The 17,520-nt window shown below is 62.4% G+C and carries 17 protein-coding genes and 1 pseudogene; 10 read left to right on the forward strand and 8 right to left on the reverse strand.

What is annotated here, in order from left to right:
- Nucleotides 1-17: 17 nt before the first annotated feature.
- The 3 genes from BM193_RS09170 to BM193_RS09180 all read right to left on the reverse strand — a co-directional run bounded on the left by BM193_RS09170 (nucleotide 18) and on the right by BM193_RS09180 (nucleotide 4,064).
- A complete protein-coding gene (locus BM193_RS09170) occupies nucleotides 18-695 on the reverse strand; it encodes a DOPA 4,5-dioxygenase family protein (RefSeq protein ID WP_092798162.1) in 678 nt (225 codons plus the stop codon).
- A 42-nt stretch (nucleotides 696-737) separates the two neighbouring features.
- Nucleotides 738-3,302: a TonB-dependent receptor plug domain-containing protein gene (locus BM193_RS09175; RefSeq protein ID WP_092798161.1), complete on the reverse strand. Its 2,565-nt coding sequence runs from the start codon at nucleotides 3,300-3,302 to the stop codon at nucleotides 738-740.
- 126 nt (nucleotides 3,303-3,428) lie between these two features.
- A complete protein-coding gene (locus BM193_RS09180; RefSeq protein ID WP_254785972.1) occupies nucleotides 3,429-4,064 on the reverse strand; it encodes a substrate-binding periplasmic protein in 636 nt (211 codons plus the stop codon).
- Between BM193_RS09180 and BM193_RS29060 the strand changes: the two genes are divergently transcribed.
- The 9 genes and pseudogenes from BM193_RS29060 to BM193_RS28730 all read left to right on the forward strand — a co-directional run bounded on the left by BM193_RS29060 (nucleotide 4,063) and on the right by BM193_RS28730 (nucleotide 12,760).
- Nucleotides 4,063-4,410: a hypothetical protein gene (locus BM193_RS29060; protein ID WP_254785973.1), complete on the forward strand. Its 348-nt coding sequence runs from the start codon at nucleotides 4,063-4,065 to the stop codon at nucleotides 4,408-4,410. The genes BM193_RS09180 and BM193_RS29060 overlap by 2 nt on opposite strands.
- A gap of 114 nt (nucleotides 4,411-4,524) precedes the next feature.
- Entirely contained in the window at nucleotides 4,525-5,259 is a 735-nt protein-coding gene (rsxB, locus tag BM193_RS09185; protein ID WP_092798159.1) for an electron transport complex subunit RsxB, read from the forward strand.
- A complete protein-coding gene (gene nth, locus BM193_RS09190) occupies nucleotides 5,256-5,903 on the forward strand; it encodes an endonuclease III (protein WP_092798158.1) in 648 nt (215 codons plus the stop codon). The genes rsxB and nth overlap by 4 nt, the downstream gene beginning before the upstream one ends.
- 27 nt (nucleotides 5,904-5,930) lie before the next feature.
- Nucleotides 5,931-6,041 (forward strand): annotated as a pseudogene (locus BM193_RS29345) (Trm112 family protein); the annotation flags it as partial.
- A 27-nt stretch (nucleotides 6,042-6,068) separates the two neighbouring features.
- Entirely contained in the window at nucleotides 6,069-8,789 is a 2,721-nt protein-coding gene (locus BM193_RS09195; RefSeq protein ID WP_139176135.1) for a class I adenylate-forming enzyme family protein, read from the forward strand.
- Between the two features lie 14 nt (nucleotides 8,790-8,803).
- Complete coding sequence (locus BM193_RS09200; protein WP_092798156.1) at nucleotides 8,804-10,597, forward strand: AMP-binding protein; 1,794 nt, start codon at nucleotides 8,804-8,806, stop codon at nucleotides 10,595-10,597.
- 1 nt (nucleotide 10,598) lies between these two features.
- Nucleotides 10,599-11,489, forward strand: a complete 891-nt coding sequence (locus tag BM193_RS09205; RefSeq protein ID WP_092832285.1) for a hypothetical protein — start codon at nucleotides 10,599-10,601, stop codon at nucleotides 11,487-11,489.
- Nucleotide 11,490: 1 nt separating this feature from the next.
- Nucleotides 11,491-12,618, forward strand: a complete 1,128-nt coding sequence (locus tag BM193_RS09210; RefSeq protein WP_092798154.1) for an MBOAT family O-acyltransferase — start codon at nucleotides 11,491-11,493, stop codon at nucleotides 12,616-12,618.
- A 1-nt stretch (nucleotide 12,619) separates the two neighbouring features.
- A complete protein-coding gene (locus tag BM193_RS28730; protein ID WP_175533213.1) occupies nucleotides 12,620-12,760 on the forward strand; it encodes a hypothetical protein in 141 nt (46 codons plus the stop codon).
- 35 nt (nucleotides 12,761-12,795) lie between these two features.
- Here BM193_RS28730 and proB read toward each other — a convergent pair whose 3' ends face one another.
- The 5 genes from proB to rplU all read right to left on the reverse strand — a co-directional run bounded on the left by proB (nucleotide 12,796) and on the right by rplU (nucleotide 16,216).
- A complete protein-coding gene (gene proB / locus BM193_RS09215) occupies nucleotides 12,796-13,914 on the reverse strand; it encodes a glutamate 5-kinase (RefSeq protein WP_092798153.1) in 1,119 nt (372 codons plus the stop codon).
- A 29-nt stretch (nucleotides 13,915-13,943) separates the two neighbouring features.
- Nucleotides 13,944-14,396: a hypothetical protein gene (locus BM193_RS09220; RefSeq protein ID WP_254785974.1), complete on the reverse strand. Its 453-nt coding sequence runs from the start codon at nucleotides 14,394-14,396 to the stop codon at nucleotides 13,944-13,946.
- Nucleotides 14,368-15,477: a GTPase ObgE gene (gene obgE, locus BM193_RS09225; protein WP_071325171.1), complete on the reverse strand. Its 1,110-nt coding sequence runs from the start codon at nucleotides 15,475-15,477 to the stop codon at nucleotides 14,368-14,370. The genes BM193_RS09220 and obgE overlap by 29 nt, the downstream gene beginning before the upstream one ends.
- 114 nt (nucleotides 15,478-15,591) lie before the next feature.
- Nucleotides 15,592-15,864: a 50S ribosomal protein L27 gene (rpmA, locus tag BM193_RS09230; RefSeq protein WP_070219281.1), complete on the reverse strand. Its 273-nt coding sequence runs from the start codon at nucleotides 15,862-15,864 to the stop codon at nucleotides 15,592-15,594.
- A gap of 40 nt (nucleotides 15,865-15,904) precedes the next feature.
- A complete protein-coding gene (gene rplU / locus BM193_RS09235) occupies nucleotides 15,905-16,216 on the reverse strand; it encodes a 50S ribosomal protein L21 (protein ID WP_034754730.1) in 312 nt (103 codons plus the stop codon).
- A 303-nt stretch (nucleotides 16,217-16,519) separates the two neighbouring features.
- Here rplU and ispB point away from each other — a divergent pair, with 303 nt between their 5' ends.
- Nucleotides 16,520-17,509 carry an octaprenyl diphosphate synthase gene (gene ispB, locus BM193_RS09240; protein WP_092798151.1) on the forward strand — a complete coding sequence of 330 codons (990 nt, stop codon included), beginning with the start codon at nucleotides 16,520-16,522 and terminating at the stop codon, nucleotides 17,507-17,509.
- Nucleotides 17,510-17,520 lie beyond the last annotated feature (11 nt).

A 17,520-nucleotide genomic window follows, 5' to 3' on the forward strand; every position in this document is an offset into this window, starting at 1 on the left:
GTTTTTTCATGCCCGGATCATGCGCGCTCGATCTTCACCGTGGGCCGTGTATTGACGAAGATCTGCTCCACTCTCGGCTCGCCCGGCCCCGGCTTCTTCATCGCATAGCCATTCACGGGCTGCGAACGGTTCACCCACAGCGCGTAATACAGGTGGTCGGCACGCGGATCTTCCGTGTTCGGGTGGATCAAGATGGTCAGGCCCAGGCTGTTGAGCTGCAGCCATGGCACGATCACCGGTAACAGCTCATTGGTAAAGCCGAAATAAAACGACGGCGTCACGTGCGGGCCGCGCGGCTCCAGGTTCCAGTCGCCCAGCTCGATCCGGAAGCGCTCGGCCGCCCACTTGCGTATCAGCGCCGCCTTCTGGTAGCTGTCTTCGTCAAAATAGATATGCGCGTGATAGCTCTCGATATCCGTGTAGGCGCGCGGCGCCGACGGCAAGGTTTCCTCGCCGGGCCGCACGCTGACGGGGCGCGGCGTGGGCGCCGTGTCCGTATGCTCGCCCCACGGGCTTTTCCCGGGCGCCGGTTTCGCGCGCTTGACGCCGCCGTCCTGCGCCAGCGCCGTGCCCGCCAGCCCCGAGGCGGCCAGCGCCGCCACCAGGCCGCCGCCGCGCAAGACCGTGCGGCGCTGCGGCGAAAGGAGATTGGCCCATTCCAGATCGATGGCGGCGTGTTGATTGTGTTCAGACATAGGATTTCCTGTTCTTGATGATCGGTAGAGGGATGGGGAAAATCAGAACGAAACGGTGGCGCGGGCGTAGTAATAGCCGCCGAGCACGCCCAGCGGGCCAGAGTTGTCGTAAGCCCCCGTGTACTGCGCCAGATTCGCGGCACTGCGCGCCTCGCGCGGCACCTGGCTGGGCTTCTGGTCGAAAACGTTATTGGCGCCCACCGTCACGTTGATGCGCTGGCTGATGGCATAGCCGACGCTGAGGTCCGTCACGAAGGCCGCCTTCAACTGGTAATCGCCGCCCGTGATGGCGTTCAGGCGCTTGAGCTTGCCGTAGCGCGTCTCGCGCAAGTTGAACGTCCAGCCCCCTTTTTCATACGCCACGGTGACAATTTCCTTGTCGCGCGGCGCGCGGTACAGCAAGTCGTATTCGGCCGCTTTGCTCAGGGTGCCGATGTTCGGCAAGCCTTGCAGTACGGCCGGCAGCGCTGCCTTGCCCACCAGGCTCGTATGGTTGAAATTCGCCGCCGCCGTCCAGCGCAGCTTGCCCTCGGCCACGCGCAGGACATCCTCGGCCGTGAAATCGATGCCGCGTGTGCGCGTGTCGCCTACGTTGGCAAAGTAATGCGCCACCAGGCCATTGCCCACCGTCAGCCCCGCCGAACGCAGCAGGTTCTCGATCACCTTGGCTTGCGCCGCCGTCAGGGGCCGGCCGCTGCCGTCGAGCGCCACGCCCGAGCTGCGGTCGATGCCGATATTCGACGACACGCCCAGCCGGTCGCTGACCTTGATCTGGTATGCATCGACGGCCAGGCGCAGGGTGGCCGTGGGATTGAACGTCAGGCCGGCCGACAGGTTCGTCGATTTTTCCGGTTTTAACGCTTGCGCCCCCAGGGCCCGCGCGGCGGCGGAGTTCGGCTGCGCCAGGGTGTAGGGCACGCCCGCATGGTCGGAGGTGTTCGAATATGATTGCGTCACCAGGCTCGGCGCATGGAAACCGTTGCTGATGGTGCCGCGCACGGCCACGGCGGACGTAAGGTCATGGCGGGCGGACAAGCGGCCCGTCGTCTTGCTGCCGAAATCCGAATACTTTTCGGCGCGCAGGGCCGTGTCGAGCAGCCATTGCGGCGCCAGTTTCACGCCCAGGCCGATGTACGCGGCATAGCTGTGGCGCGCCGTGTCGGACGCATCGACAGGCAGGTAGCCGGCCAGCGCGGACGAGCCGCTGCCCTGCCAGGAGGCGGGCTCGCCCGGGCTGCGCCGCTGCGTTTCATGCGAGTACTCGAGGCCGATGCTCAGGTCGGCCGGCTCGCCCAGGCCCAGCGGCACGGGACGGCGCGCATCGGCATTGGTGGTCGAGCGGCTGTAGCGCTGATTGCCGATATAAAAATCCGTCTTGCCGCCAGGATAAGTGAGCGAGTAATTGGCCGAGTTCTCCACACCCACATCGATGTCGTCGCGGCCATAGGTGCTGCTGATATCCCAGCTCCAGCCCGCCGCTTCGCCCTTGACGCCACCCGTCAGCGAAAAATCGTTTTCGCTCGTCGTTTCATATGGCGTGAAGCCGTCGGGATACACGGCCAGCAAGCCGCGGTTGTTATTGAAGATGGTGTTGGGCAGGCGGAAATTCTGTGCCGAGCGGGCGTCGCGGTGGGCGTAGGTGCCGAAACCGTACAGTTGCACGTCGGACGACAAGTCATAGCCAAGGTTGGCGCTGAGCGACGTCGTCGTGCTTTGCGGCACGCCCGTATTGCGCCACGGATTGCCGTTGCGCGTCGCCTCGGCCGGGTTCGGCGAAGCGCCGGCCGGCAGGCTGTTATTCGGTCCCAATTTCACCAGCTGGCCGTCGCTGTTGCGCACGGCCGGATACGACAGGTAGGCGGGGTTCAAGCCGAAGTTGCGCACGGCGATGCCCTGGCGCTGGACTTCGGCGCCGAAATGGGCAAAGCCGTGTTCGCCCAGGCGCGTGCCACCGTCGATGCGCGCGGAACCGTTGCTGCCGTCGCCATCGTAAGTGGAACCGAGCTGCGTGCTGAAGCTGCCCTTGTCATCGGCCTTCAGGATGATGTTGATGACGCCGGCGATGGCGTCGGAACCATAAATGGCGGAGGCGCCGTCGCGCAGGATTTCCACGCGGGCAATGGCGCCCGTGGGGATCAGGGCCAGGTCGGTGGCGACGGAGCCGGGAAAGCCGTCCTCGTTGACGATGGCCGTCGTATGGCGGCGCTTGCCATTGACCAGCACCAGGGTATGCGAGGGATCGAGGTTGCGCAGCTGGCCGGCGCGCACGATGCTGCCCAGGTCGGGCTGCACGCGTGCAGGCAGGTTAAACGACGGCAAGGCCGTATCGAGCGCGTCGAGCAAGTTCAGTTTCCCCGTCGCCAGCAGCTGCTGGGCGCTAAGCACGTCGATTGGCGCGGCGCTGTTGGCCACCGTGCGGCCCGCGCCGCGCGCGCCCGTGACGATGATGGTGTCCAGCGGGCTGGCGCCCGGCACGCCGTCGCCCCCCGGCACCGCCTGTGCATGGGCCGCCCCGGGCGCCGCCAGCACGAGCACGGCCAAGGAGACGGCTTGCGACAGGCGCTGCAAGCGCGGAGCAGGACCTGGCTTGTGAATCAGTTGCAACATACGAAAACATCCTTTCAAAAGTCGTCACCACAGTGGCTGCAGACTAAAGGATGGACAAACAAACAAGAACGAATGGTTTCGTATTTGGATATTTCGTTTTGGCAACGAACAACAGGTGGCCGTGCTTCAGGGAATCGCGGGGGCGCTTGCCAGGCTCTGGTCGAGCCGCTTCCAGTAATCACGCTCCAGCCTGGCCGTATCGACGTCGCGCGCGGCCTCGTTGAAGCGTTTTTGCTGCGCCGCCCCTTCCGCAGTGCGCTGGAAGCAGACATGCACGGGACGCTCCTTGAACACGGTATCGATGAGGCCGATGCGCTCGCGGTCCGCCTTGCTGAAGTCCCGGCTCATCAGCAAGTGCTGCGCGACATGGCGCTCGATGACGATGACCCGGTAGCGCTTGATCAGCAATTTCTTCAGGTTGGTGGCATCGTTCAACCCCTCTTCCGTCTTCAGCTCGCCGCGTGCCGCCATGGCATCGAACTGCTCGCCGTTGGCGTAGCCGGCCACGGTGCCAATGCGCAGCCCGCGCATCTCGCCCAGGCTGGCGCCAGGCGGGCCATCCTCCTTCAGGTAGGCCAGCACACTTTGAGTATTGCCAACGGGAACAGAGAAATGGCAGAGTTTTTCGCGTTCCGGCGTGCGCCATACGGCCAGGAAGCCGGCGTAGCGAGGACTGGTCAAGCCGAACTGCATGGCCCGCTTCCAGGGAAAATAGTCATATTGGGCCACATAGCCCAGGCGCGCGAAGATGGAGCTGACCATGGCGCCAGACAAGCCGTCGGCAGGCAAGCTGCGGGAAATGAATGGTGGCCAATCCTCGGCCGCCAGGCGCACGATGCGTGAGGAGGCCGGTGCCGACGTGACGGCATCCGCCTGGCCGTGCGCAAGGGCTGGCGTGGAAGAGAGCAACAAACAGAGGGGCAAACCAACTGTCCGGAGGAAACGCATGCTTTGCTCCTTTGGCCTGGCGCGCCTTCATGCGGGCGCGGCGACAGGACTGGCGGTCGGCTTACTAAAATTGTTCTTGATTAAAATCATGCTCCCACAAAAAAAAGAATTTTCAAAGTTGTTTATTTGCACTTTGAAATTCTTCATGGAAATAAAATAGACAGTGCCTGCGCCCTCGTGCCAGGCCCGATGGCTGGGCAATTCCCTTGCGCCTGGCAGGTTTTTACTTGTGCGTGCGCCAGATGGCCGATAATGACGTTTTACCGTATTGAAGATGACCGTGCCGCTTCCCGTCCCTCCCTCACTTGCCGACCAGATCGAAGACGTGCTGCCGCAAACGCAGTGCACCAAATGCGGCTACAACGGCTGCCGCCCGTATGCGGAAGCGATCGCCGCCGGCAGCGCCGACATCAACCAGTGCCCGCCCGGCGGCGCGCAGGGCATCGTGCGCCTGGCCAATTTACTGGGCAAGAAAGTCATTCCGCTCAATCCCGTCAACGGCCTTGAACGTCCGCGATCGGTCGCCTACATCGACGAATCGCTGTGTATCGGCTGTACCCTGTGCATCCAGGCCTGTCCCGTGGACGCCATCGTCGGCGCCGCCAAGCAGATGCATACGGTGGTGACCGGGCTGTGCACGGGCTGCGACCTGTGCGTGGCGCCCTGCCCCGTCGACTGCATCGTCATGTATCCCGTCAGCGGCGACGCCACGGGCTGGGATGCCTGGAGCCAGGCGGAAGCGGACGACGCGCGCGCGCGCCACGATTTCCGCACGCAGCGCCTGCGCCGCGAAACAGAGGAAAACGAAGCGCGCCTGGCCGCCAAGGCCGTCGCCAAGATGCAGGAAGTGACGCAGGAAGTGCCCGCCACGCCCGACGAACTGGCGGAAAAGGAACGCAAGCGCGCCATCATCGCCGCCGCCATGGAGCGCGCACGCGCCAAGGCGGCCGCCAGCGCCGACGCCAAAGCCGAACCACCTTCTCCCAACGCCCCGAAAAAAAACGCATGAACGCCGCCAAACGCCTGGAAATCTTTAAGCGCTTCCGCGCCGCCAATCCTTCGCCAAAAACCGAGCTCGAATACACAACGCCGTTCGAGCTGCTGATCGCCGTGCTGCTGTCGGCGCAGGCGACGGACGTGTCCGTCAACAAGGCCACCCGCTTGCTGTATCCGGTCGCCAATACGCCGGCCCAGATGCTGGCGCTGGGCGTCGACGAACTGGCCAGCTACATCCGCACCATCGGCCTGTTCCGCACCAAGGCGAAGAATGTCATCGCCACCTGCCAGATCCTGCTCGATCACCACGGCGGCGAAGTGCCGCGCGACCGTGCCTCGCTGGAAGCCTTGCCCGGCGTGGGCCGCAAGACGGCCAACGTGGTCATGAACACGGCGTTTGGCGAACCCACCATGGCCGTCGACACGCATATCTTCCGCGTGTCGAACCGCACCGGCCTCGCGCCGGGAAAAAATGTCGATATCGTCGAACAAAAACTGCTCAAATTCGTGCCCAAGGAATTCCTGCACGACGCCCACCACTGGCTCATTTTGCACGGCCGCTACACCTGCACGGCCCGCAAGCCGCAATGCTGGAACTGCATGATCGCCGACCTGTGCGACTACAAGGACAAGTCGCCCATGCCGGCCGTTGTCTGACAACCCACTTTCACGAACGATGACACCATGTTGCAAACGACGCTAGACATCCTGAGTTGCCCCGCCTGCCGACAGCCCCTGCACGGCAACACGCCAGCCGGGACGTCGGCACATGTACTGGAAGCAATATTAAGCTGTCCTGCGTGCGCGATCGAGATTCCCGTTGTGCTAGGCTTTGCGCTGTTTACGGAAGCGCGGCAAGGCTGCGATCAGCAGATGCTGTCGGCGCTGCGTGCCCAGTTGACGCCCAGCGCCGACTATCTGTCCTTCATGCATCGCCGCCATGTGCGCCGCATTCCCGACCGCTACGCCGCCTTTCAGCCCTTCAATGAATCCACGCGCGCCTTTTATCCCTTGCTGGACCTGGCCAGAGAGCAACTGCAAGCTGGCGACCTCATCCTCGACACCTGGGGCCGCACGGGCTGGAGTGGCGAAATGCTGGCAGCGGCATTTCCCCAGCAGCATGTTATTTCTGTATGGGAAGGCAATTTCGATGTGCTCGGTTACATGGGGTACGCGCACTGGCTGCCCACGGGACAACGCGCGCCCAACCATGACATCATTTTCTTGCCACCTGGCAGTCCCATGCCTTTTCTCGACGGCACCTTCGCGCTGATTCACGGTCTCGATTCGCTGCATCGCTATGCGCCGCTGACCTTTGCCGGCGAGATGCTGCGCATCGCCCGCAGCAATGCACCGCTCATCTTCCCGCACGTACACATGGCCAATAGCCAGCCCGTACCGTACTTCGAGCGCGGCGGCAACATCGTTCATGGCCGACGCTATCAGCAGCGTTTTGATGCAGCGCAAGCACGCGGTGACCGCAAGACGCTGGTGATGTCGGAAGCGACCCTGTTCGACGCCAGCGGACCGCTGCATGGCGAACCGGACACGGCACACTACAACGGCCTGGTGGCGCTGGTGCCGCCCGCATGGGAAGGGGCGCCGCTGCGCCCGGCCGATCTCGACCTCGCCTTGCCCGCATCGCGCGCCGTCGTCAATGCCCTGCTGCGCTTCGACGGCCTGAATGGCTGCGCCATCCCCGACGCGAACGCACTGGGCGGCTTGATGGACGACTTGCTGCTGCGCCACCCATGCTATGCGGAACGCCTGGCACGCCTGGGCCCGCAAAAGCTGAGCGCCGAGCAGTTGCAGATCCTGTTCCAGCTGGGCCAGCTGCGTACCCTGGAGCAAGTGGCGCAGCGTCTGCAGCTGCCAGTGGAATACGTTTGCCAGCAGGCCAGGAATCTGGTCGATACGGAACTGCTGCAGATGGCCCCCATCAGCGGCGCCATGGCCCGTTTGCAGTCCTACTACGCCAGCCAGATCGTGCGTCCGCTGCCCCAGGAAGAAACCTTCGAATATCTGTGGCAATTGCTACCGACCCTGTACCAGCAGCGCCCGCTATTGCTGTGTGGCATGGACGACAGCGCGTTTGGCTGGGCGGAAGTCGAGTTGCTCGTGCCGGCCTTGCAACAGGGTCTGCTGGCAATGGGTATCCGGGCAGGCGACCGCATCGTCATGCTGTGCGCGCAACATCCTGAAGCCATGCTCCTCAGCTGGGCCAGCTGGCGCATCGGCGCTGTCGTGGTTCCCCTGCGCAAGGAACTCGCGGACACGCCCACCTTGCTGCAGCCTTTGCTTGAACGCATTGAACCCGCCTTGCTGGTGCTGGATCATCCCCGTCACGGCGCCGCCGCCCTGGCAACATGCCCGGCACTGCTGCTCGACGCTATCGGCCAGGAAACGCCAGCATTCTTGCCGCCCGACTGTGCGCTGCCCGAACTGTCAACCTTGCTGGAAGACTGGATGGACCTGCCATCGACGCCAGCCCTATCCGGACATGCCGTCCATCCCGACGATCCTGCCGTGATTCTGTTTACCTCAGGCAGCACCGGCACGCCCAAGGGCGTCGTGCACAGCCAGCGTTCGCTGCTGCAAAGCGGCCAGCTGGCGGCCACGGAATTTGGCTGGCATGACGGCGACGTCCTGCTGTCGCTGGGCGACTGCCACACCATGAGCGGCTTGCGCAATCCCATGGTCGCCGCCCTGTTTGCCGGCGCCAGCGTGTACCTGGCCGACGAAAGCGAACGAGGCAACGTCGGCAAGACCTTGCAGGCGGTCCAGCGCCATGGCGTGAGCGTGCTGGCGACAGGCCCCGCCTGGCTGGCCATGCTGCAGCGGCTGCCGGAGCACCTGACCCTGCACCCGGCCGGTTTGCGGCAAATCATCTCCACGGGCGCGCCCCTGCCATCGGCGCTGCACACGGCCTTGTGCGAGCGCATGGGGCTCGCCATCATCGATTATTACGGACTGACGGAAACGGGCGGCCTGTGCATGCTGTTCCAGCATGCTCCTGGCGCCGCGCAGGCTTGCGGCCGCCCCGCAGGCGCCGTGGTGCAAATTTGCGATGGCAATGGCCAGCCGCTGGGGCCGGGGCAGGCAGGGGAACTGCGCGTGCACAGCAACCAGCTGATGAGCGCCTACTGGGGAGATCCGTCGCAAACGGCAGCCATCGCCCGTGACGGCTGGATCTACACGGGCGATATCGCCAGCCACGATGGCCTTGGCAACATCACCCTGCTGGGCCGGCACGACGATCAGCTCAAGAACGAATATGGCGACATCGTCCATCCTGCCCCGCTCGAACACGCCATGTGCAGCTATCCGCGGGTACGGCACGCGGCCGTCACCGCCGGGCCGCAGGGCTTGATCGGCCTGCTGGTGGTCGACGATGGCTTCGACTTGCCCGCTTTTGTCGCCTTTTGCCGCCAACACGCGCACATCGAAGCCTTTCCCCGCGAATTGCGCCTGCAGACAGCCTTGCCTTACACGGCAGCAGGAAAACTCGACCGCCGCGCGCTGGCTCATTCAATCACACCATAACCGACCCGCATACCATGTTTCAGACTCGCCCCACGCCTGCGAATACGCCCTTCCTGATCGGCCCCAAATCTTTGTCGCATGTCGACCTGGAAGCACAACTGCTGCAAGTGGCGGCCAAACTGATCGCAAACGACCTGCAAAACAAGCGCGTGCTGCTGATGGTGCGCGACGATCTGGCATTTGCCCCGATGCTGCTCGGCTGCATGCGCGCCGGCGCGATCCCCCTGCTGCTCGATCCAGGCACCGCCGTGCGGCAAGTCAAGGATCTGTTGCAACATACCCGTATCGATGGCGTCATTGCCGATGCGGACATCATCGACCTGTGGCGCACCGAGCATGTACCGTTGCCGGCGCAGCAGATCCGCGTCGGCACCGTCCAGGCCAAGGGAGCGCTGCTGAGCAAATTGCTGGGAAGGCGCGCGCCCGCCGACCTGGACAACTGGCCCGGCCTGCTGGCAGCGCCGGCACCGGCCCTCTTGCCGCCCGCGCGGCAGGAGGGTCCCGCCTATGTCGTGTTCACCTCCGGCAGCACGGCCCGGCCAAAAGGCGTGGAAATGCACTGGCCCGCGCTGCTCGCCCACCTGCATACCATTGGCGAACACTACGCACTGACGCCCGCTTCGCGCCTGCTGAACCTGATGCCGCTGTCGCACGCCGATGGCCTGGTGCAAGGCGTGCTATTGGCTTACCAACGGGGCTGTACCCTGGTGCGTCCTGCCCCATTCAGCATCGTGGCCATCGAAGCCATCCTGATTGCCGTCTACCGCGAACAGGTGAGCCATTTGATCGCCGCGCCGACGGCGCTGGCCCTGCTCCAGCAATATGGCGCCCCCCTGGCGGAAAATTTCGACAATGGTCATTTCCGTTTTGCCATTTCCTGCAGCGCGCCCCTGAGCACAGCCACCTGGACCAGCTTCAGCCAGTGTTTCAATGTAAAACTCATCAATACCTATGGCTTGAGCGAAACGGGGGCTTGCGGCCTGTATGCGGGACCGGATGCGGCCAGCCACAAGATCGGCAGCGTGGGGGTGCCGCGCGACATGCTGGCCAAAATCGTGCGCGACGATGGCAGCGCGGCCGGCTGCGATGAAGCAGGAGAACTGTGCCTGCAAGGCGCCAACCTGATGCATGGCTACCTTGACAATCCGCAAGCCACCGCCGCCGTGCTGCGCGACGGCTGGCTGCATACGGGCGACCTGGCGCGGCGCGACAGCGATGGCGTGTACTGGATCACGGGGCGCCTCAAGGAGGTGATCATTTGCGGCGGCTACAATCTGTCGCCGGTAGCCATCAATGGCGTGCTGATGCAGCATCCGGCCGTGCTGGAAGCGGCCACCGTCGCCTTGCCCGACCCGACCTGGGGCGACATCCCCGTCGCCTGCGTCGTATTACGCCCCGGCATGGAGGCGGATCAGCAACAACTGCTCCAGCATTGCGCCCAGCACCTGGGAACTCATGAATTGCCTAAACGCATCAGTTTCACGGGCCAGTTGCCGCGCACGCCGTCCGGCAAGGTCATCACGGCGCAGTTGCAGCACGCGCTCTCGCAAAGTCCGGTGGAGGCCAGCGCACACGGCAATCAGCAGGAAGACATCTTCGCGCTGGCAACGGAACTCTTCAATCTCCCGGCAGGCGTCCTGACGGGGGACTCAGGTCCCGCGAATACGCCAGGCTGGGATTCGCTGGCACATATCAACTTCGTGATCGGCCTGGAAACCCTGTTCAAGGTCCGCCTGAGTCCATCGGATGTGGTGCACATGGAAACGATGGACGCCACCGTGCAACTGATCAAACGGCTGACGCGCTGAGATGGCAAGCGCACCTCCTCTACGCATCTGGCTGTACAGCGCGGCGCTGGCAGTTGGTATGGTCGGGCTATGCATGCTGCTACGCCATGTGCCCGGCCCCCGCTACGACAACACGATTGCAGGCCAGACGAAAACGTTTCTCGACGCGCCCAGGCCAGAGGGACAATGGCGCGTGCTAGCGCTGGGTTCTTCCCTGCTGCGGGCCGCCACCCCGCAAACGGCCAGCGTGCAGCGGGCCGACCTGCCAGACATCGCCTGGATGCGCATGACGAAGGGCGGCGGAGGTATCGGCTATTTGCAACCGAGCCTCGCCACCCTCGGCAGCCGCCCACCGGAGATGCTGGTCCTTGAACAGAACCTGTTCTTGCCAGATAATAACAACGCCATAATGGATCAACTACGCGAAGATGTCTGGCATTGGGCCAAACAAGCTGTTTCATTTCTCAGCGCCGGTAAACTTGCCTCGCCACCGCCATACTGGGAGCACAATGATCAAGAGCTTGCATTTACCTGCAATCCGGAGCAGAGGAAATTAAGTGCGTCACAAATTCGACAGCATGCTACCGAATTACAAAATCTGTATCGGCAGGGCACCTTCGATGCTGCACTGATCAACAACATTGCTACATTGGCGCAGCGGGGCGTGCGGGTAGTCCTGCTCGATGTAAGGCGATCATTGCTGATTGAGCAACAGACAGCGCAACAAAAGACAGACTGGCAGCGGCACTTGCACGCATTACTGCCTGCAAGCCACAACATCATCTATATTTCCTCGCCTGCATTCACTCAGCAAGACCTTTATTGCGACGCCAGCCATCTGAATAAACAGGGTGCGCGTCTGTTCGCTCCCTGGTGGCAATCCCAGTTACAGCAGTTGCGGGACGGGCGCTGACATGGTGTGGCTGACAACTTTCGGCATGCTGTGCATGCCTGTGCTGGTCGCGCTGTACTGGCGCCTGCCGCCCGCATGGCGGCCCTGGCTGCTTGCGCTGGGCGGCGCCATCTTGCTGGCGCATGATGGCTGGAGCAGCGTAGCGGCCTGGAGCGCCTTGCTGGCCTGGCTGGCCTTCATTTGCGGCCCGCAGTGGCGCCGCCCGGCCATGATGCAGACCCTGGGGCTGGCCGGTGTGCTGCTCGCCTTTATCGCTTACCAGTATGCCAAAGCCAGCCATGGCCTGGCCGCTTACCTGGGCTACGCCTTCGTCTCGCTGAAAGCCTGGCACCTGATCGCCGAGCATGGCGGCAACGTCGCCCGCGATGGCCGCGCCGCCACGACTCTGGGTTATCTGTTATTTCCACCGACCCTGGCCGTCGGTCCCGTCCAGCGTTACGACGCCTTCCGCATGGAATTGCTGCGCGCCCGGTGGGACAGGCAACTCGCCTCGCAAGCCTTGCAGCGCATGCTGTACGGCTACTGCAAGGTGGTCTTACTGGCCGGATATTTGATCAACTTCAAACTCCAAGGCCTGGAGCTGTCCACTGGCAACGTCTGGTTCGATGCCTACCTGCCGCTGGTGGGGTATGGCTTGAACCTGTACTGGCAATTCTCGGGTTATTGCGATATCGCCATCGGCTTTGCCGCGCTGCTGGGCATGCGCGTGCCGGAAAACTTCCATTTTCCCTTTGCAGCCCGCAACCTGTCCGACTTCTGGCGCCGCTGGCACATCACAGTGTCGGAATGGTGCCGCGATTTCGTCTTCCGGCCCATCCTCTCGCGCACGCGGCAATACCTGTTCGCCAGCCTGGGCAGCATGATCGTGCTGGGCCTGTGGCATGAATTGTCGCCGCGCTACCTGGCCTGGGGCCTGTTCCACGGCGCCGGCCTGGCCATCGTCCACCTGTGGGGCAAGCACATGCCATGGGCGGAGCAATTGCGCCGCTACGCCCTGTGGCGTGTTTTCAGCTGGTTCTTGACCTTGCAATTTGTCATACTCAGCTTCGCGCTGACATCGACCAGCGACTTGCAGGCGGCCTGGTCCTGCCTGGCGGTCCTGTTCGCACCACTGTTACCCGGGAGTTAAGGTGTACCAATTTCTCTTGCGCTACCTGCCCGCACCGCTCGTGCACGGTCTCTTCACGCTATGGTATGGGGGACTGCTGCTGCTGCTGTGGCTGAAATGGCCGCTGGCCTTGGGCGTGGGCTTTCGTTATGGACAACTGTAAGCGGGGACCGATGCAGGCATCGGCCCCGTTGCCGCTTACAGCAAGACCATATTGTCGCGATGGATCAGCTCATGACCTTCCATGTAGCCGAGGATGGACTCGATCTCGGTGGACGGCTTGCGCATGATGCGGCGCGCTTCGCCGCTCGTGTAGTTCGACAGGCCGCGCGCCACGGGCACGCCATGCTGGTCGACGCAGGTGATGACGGCGCCACGGCCGAACTCGCCGTTCACGCCCGTCACGCCGATCGGCAGCAGGGATTTGCCTTCCTGGCGCAGCTTTTGCACGGCGCCCGCGTCCAGCACGACGGCGCCGGCCGTATGCAGATGATCGGCCATCCACTGCTTACGCGCCGTCAATTGCCCCGTTTGCGCCCGCAGTTCCGTGCCGATCGCTTCGCCCTGGGCGAGGCGGCTGAGCACGTCGCTGTCGCGGCCCCAGGCGATGATGGTGTGGGCGCCGGACTTGGCGGCGCGCTTGGCGGCAAGGATTTTCGTCAGCATGCCGCCGCGGCCCAGGCTGCTGCCGGCGCCGCCGGCCATCGCTTCCAGGGCCGGATCGCCGGCGATGCCTTGCGTGATCAGACAGGCATTCGGGTCCTTGCGCGGGTCGGCCGAGAACAGGCCGTGCTGGTCCGTCAGGATGACGAGCGCATCGGCCTCGATCAGGTTGGCGACCAGGGCGCCCAGGGTATCGTTGTCGCCGAACTTGATTTCATCGGTGACGACGGTGTCGTTTTCATTGATGATCGGCACCACACCCAGGCGCAGCAAGGTCGTCAGGGTGGAGCGGGCGTTCAGGTAGCGCTCGCGGTCGGCCAGGTCGGCGTGCGTCAGCAGCACTTGCGCCGTGCCCAGACTGTGGGCGCGGAAGCTGCTTTCATAGATTTGCGCCAGGCCCATCTGGCCCACGGCGGCGCAGGCCTGCAATTCGTGGATATCGGTGGGGCGCTGCTCGAAACCGAGGCGCAGCATGCCTTCGGCGATGGCGCCGGAACTGACCAGCACGACTTCCTTGCCGAGGGCGCGCAAGCCGGCGATCTGCGCGGCCCAGCGCGCGATGGCGGCATGGTCGAGGCCGCGGCCGTCGTTGGTGACCAGCGAGGAGCCGACTTTGATGATGATACGGGTAGCTTTTTGAATCACGGAATCCATGGGGCGGCGCTCTTCACTTTTGATAAACGTCAGCGCGCAGGACGCAGCAGCAGCAACATCAGCCCCGCCAGCAGTTCCATCACGCACATGAACAACACTATACCCTGAGGCAAGCCGAAGCTGATGGCCGCGAACAAGCGGCCGGCGGGCTGCGCCAGGACCAACATTGCAGTGATATCGCTGTAGACGGGCGGTTCGCCCTGCCGTGCCGCGAACAGCGCCAGGAGCGCGGTGGCGCCCCAGAGGCCGACATGACTGGCGTAGAACTGGCTGTAGCCGTCCACGCCATTGAGGAAGATGCCCATGCCGGCCGCCATCTCATCGGCGAACAGCAGGCAGGCGACCGCGCTCAGCCCGTAAGCATACGCGATCAGATGCAATACACGGCGCTGCCACGCTTGCTTGCGCGCGGGCGCGACAGCGACCTCTTGTACCGGCATCAGGATAGAACGCTTAGTCGAGAATCTTGAAACGTGGATCATCCGGGTCGATCGACGAGATACCGCGTGCTTCTTCGGTCATCTGCGTTTCTTCGGCACGGCTTTCGCTGTGTTTCTTCTCTTCCAGATGCTGGTAAATCGCATTCACCAGTTCCGGGCAACCCTGGTGGTTCAGCGCGGAAATCTCGAACACGGGACCTTTCCAGGCGAAACGCTTGAGGAAGTCCTTGACGATCTTCTTGCGTTCTTCTTCCGGCACCATGTCGAGCTTGTTCAACACCAGCCAGCGCGGCTTGTCGACCAGCGACTCGTCGTACTTTTTCAATTCCTTGACCAGCGCCTTGGCTTCCTTGACAGGATCGACGTTGGTTTCAAACGGTGCCAGGTCGACGATGTGCAACAGCAGACCCGTGCGCTGCAAGTGGCGCAGGAATTGATGACCCAGGCCCGCGCCTTCGGAAGCGCCTTCGATCAAGCCGGGAATATCGGCGATCACAAAGCTCTTCTCGTGCGACACGCGCACCACGCCCAGGTTCGGGTGCAAGGTGGTAAATGGGTAGTCGGCGATTTTCGGGCGCGCGTTCGAGACGGCCGAAATGAAGGTCGACTTGCCGGCGTTCGGCATGCCCAGCAGGCCCACGTCGGCCAGCACCTTCAGTTCCAGGCGCAGTTCGCGGCGTTCGCCTTCCTTGCCTTCGCCTTTTTGGCGCGGTGCGCGGTTGGTCGAGGACTTGAAGTGAATATTGCCCCAGCCGCCTTCGCCGCCCTTGGCCAGCAGTTCGATCTGGCCATGTTCGGTCAGGTCGGCCAGGATTTCGCCGCTCGCGTTGTCGATGATCAAGGTGCCCACGGGCATGCGCAGGTGGATGTCATCCGCGCCCTTGCCATAGCAATCCGCGCCACGGCCAGGCTCGCCATTGCGAGCCTTGTGCATTTTGGAAAAGCGGAAATCGACGAGCGTGTTGATATTGCGGTCGGCCACGGCCCAGATGGACCCGCCCTTGCCGCCATCGCCGCCATCGGGGCCGCCGAAAGGCCGGAATTTTTCACGGCAGAAAGATGCGCAGCCGTTGCCGCCATCGCCCGCGATGACTTCGATTTTTGCTTCGTCGATAAACTTCATAATTTTGCCGCCATAAAACTAAAAAGGCTCTACCTTGGGCAGAGCCTTTCGATTGAAGGCTTGCGCCTTACATCATGCGATCATTGCGAAGCGAACTGGCGCTCCGCGAATGAATTACGCTGGTACTGCTTCGTTTGGTACAACGGTCACGAATTGCTTCGAGCCAGCACCTTTGACAACGAACTTCACTTTGCCAGCGATCAACGCGAACAGAGTGTGGTCCTTGCCCATGCCTACGCCTTCGCCGGCGCGCACTGGGGTGCCGCGTTGACGAATGATGATGCCGCCAGCATTGATAGCTTGGCCGCCGTAGACTTTAACGCCCAGACGTTTTGATTCTGAATCACGGCCGTTTCGCGTTGTGCCGCCGCCTTTTTTATGTGCCATTTAAGACTCCTTGATAGCTGATTAATTCAAACAGCGGCGATTAGCCGTTGATCGAAACGATTTGGATTTCGGTAAAATTCTGGCGATGGCCTTGATGCTTTTGGTAGTGCTTACGACGACGCATCTTGAAAATTTTGACCTTATCATGGCGACCATGCGCCACAACCGTAACCAGTACCGTTGCACCTTCGACCAATGGAGCACCAAACTTGATGCTGTCGCCCGCGCCTACTGCGAGCACTTGATCGATGGTGATTTCGGAACCAATGTCTGCCGGTATCTGTTCTACTTTAAGTTTTTCGCCAGCGACAACTTTGTATTGTTTGCCACCGGTTTTTATGACCGCGTACATGATTTGAAACCTCATCAAATGTTGAAAGAATTTGTCCCATTGCCGTGCAAAGCAAGCCGTACACAACAGGGGGAACCAGCGATTATACACGGACTGAGAAATTGCGTCAAAAACTATTCACAAAGCTTGGCGATCGTGGTATGTCGACAACCTGGACACGATGTCAGGCTTGCTCGGGGCAGACACGAAAACGCGCGCCCATGACAATAAGAACAATCAATTGCTCTACAGTCATAGCAAACATCACGCGCACGCAAGCCATGTCGTATAATCGCGGCACCCACAATCTATTGCAGGTTCGCCTTGTCTGACGCTAACAAACACGTTAACCAAAACACCATCGTGCAAACGATTGCCGCCGATATGGACGCAGTCAACACGGTGATCCGCCAAAAACTGCATTCCGATGTGATTCTGATCAACCAGATCGCCGAATACATCATCAGCGCCGGCGGCAAACGCATCCGCCCTGTGCTGATCTTGCTGGTGGCGAACGCCCACGCCTATCGCGGCACGGCGCACCATGAACTGGCGGCCGTCGTCGAGTTCATCCACACGGCCACCTTGCTGCACGACGACGTCGTCGATGAATCGTCGATGCGCCGTGGACGCCAGACTGCCAATGCCCTGTTCGGCAATGCCGCCTCCGTGCTGGTGGGCGACTTCCTGCACTCGCGCTCGTTCCAGCTGATGGTCTCGCTGAACAATATGCGCGTCATGCAAATCCTGTCCGACGCCACCAACGTGATCGCCGAAGGCGAAGTGCTGCAGTTGCTGAACATGCACGATCCCGACGTGACGCAAGAGAGCTACCTGAATGTCATCCGCTCGAAGACGGCCAAGCTGTTCGAAGCGTCGGCGCAACTGGGTGCCCTGATCGCCGGCGCCAGCGAAGCCGATATCGAAGCGGCAGCCGAATACGGCCGCTCGCTGGGCACGGCCTTCCAGCTGATCGACGACGTGCTCGACTATGCCGGCGACGCCGCCGAAATCGGCAAGAACGTGGGCGACGATTTGCGCGAGGGTAAGCCGACCATGCCGCTGATCTGGCTGATGGAAAATGGTACCCCAGAGCAACGCGAACTGGTGCGCAGCTGCATCGAACAGGGCGACGAACAGCATTTCGACGCCATCCTGGCCGCCATTACCAATAGTGGCGCCCTCGACTACACGCGCCAGCAAGCGGAAATCGCCGGCCAGCGCGCCGCCGACGCCATCGCCGGCTGGCCCGACAGTGTCTACAAGCAATCCATGCTGCAACTGTGCTCGTTCGCCGTGGACCGCAATCACTGATCGCGTTGTAC

It is taken from the genome of Janthinobacterium sp. 344, assembly GCF_900112025.1.
In the GTDB taxonomy this organism is placed as follows: domain Bacteria; phylum Pseudomonadota; class Gammaproteobacteria; order Burkholderiales; family Burkholderiaceae_D; genus Janthinobacterium.

Coding starts and splice junctions, on each gene's coding strand:
- BM193_RS09220 (WP_254785974.1), bottom strand. CDS start 14,396: ATGATCCACGTTTCAAGATTCTCGACTAAGCGTTCTATCCTGATGCCG.
- proB (WP_092798153.1), bottom strand. CDS start 13,914: ATGGATTCCGTGATTCAAAAAGCTACCCGTATCATCATCAAAGTCGGC.
- BM193_RS09170 (WP_092798162.1), bottom strand. CDS start 695: ATGTCTGAACACAATCAACACGCCGCCATCGATCTGGAATGGGCCAAT.
- BM193_RS09210 (WP_092798154.1), top strand. CDS start 11,491: ATGGTGTGGCTGACAACTTTCGGCATGCTGTGCATGCCTGTGCTGGTC.
- BM193_RS09175 (WP_092798161.1), bottom strand. CDS start 3,302: ATGTTGCAACTGATTCACAAGCCAGGTCCTGCTCCGCGCTTGCAGCGC.
- rplU (WP_034754730.1), bottom strand. CDS start 16,216: ATGTACGCGGTCATAAAAACCGGTGGCAAACAATACAAAGTTGTCGCT.
- BM193_RS09180 (WP_254785972.1), bottom strand. CDS start 4,064: ATGGTCAGCTCCATCTTCGCGCGCCTGGGCTATGTGGCCCAATATGAC.
- obgE (WP_071325171.1), bottom strand. CDS start 15,477: ATGAAGTTTATCGACGAAGCAAAAATCGAAGTCATCGCGGGCGATGGC.
- BM193_RS09200 (WP_092798156.1), top strand. CDS start 8,804: ATGTTTCAGACTCGCCCCACGCCTGCGAATACGCCCTTCCTGATCGGC.
- nth (WP_092798158.1), top strand. CDS start 5,256: ATGAACGCCGCCAAACGCCTGGAAATCTTTAAGCGCTTCCGCGCCGCC.
- rsxB (WP_092798159.1), top strand. CDS start 4,525: ATGACCGTGCCGCTTCCCGTCCCTCCCTCACTTGCCGACCAGATCGAA.
- rpmA (WP_070219281.1), bottom strand. CDS start 15,864: ATGGCACATAAAAAAGGCGGCGGCACAACGCGAAACGGCCGTGATTCA.
- BM193_RS29060 (WP_254785973.1), top strand. CDS start 4,063: ATGGCGCCAGACAAGCCGTCGGCAGGCAAGCTGCGGGAAATGAATGGT.
- BM193_RS09205 (WP_092832285.1), top strand. CDS start 10,599: ATGGCAAGCGCACCTCCTCTACGCATCTGGCTGTACAGCGCGGCGCTG.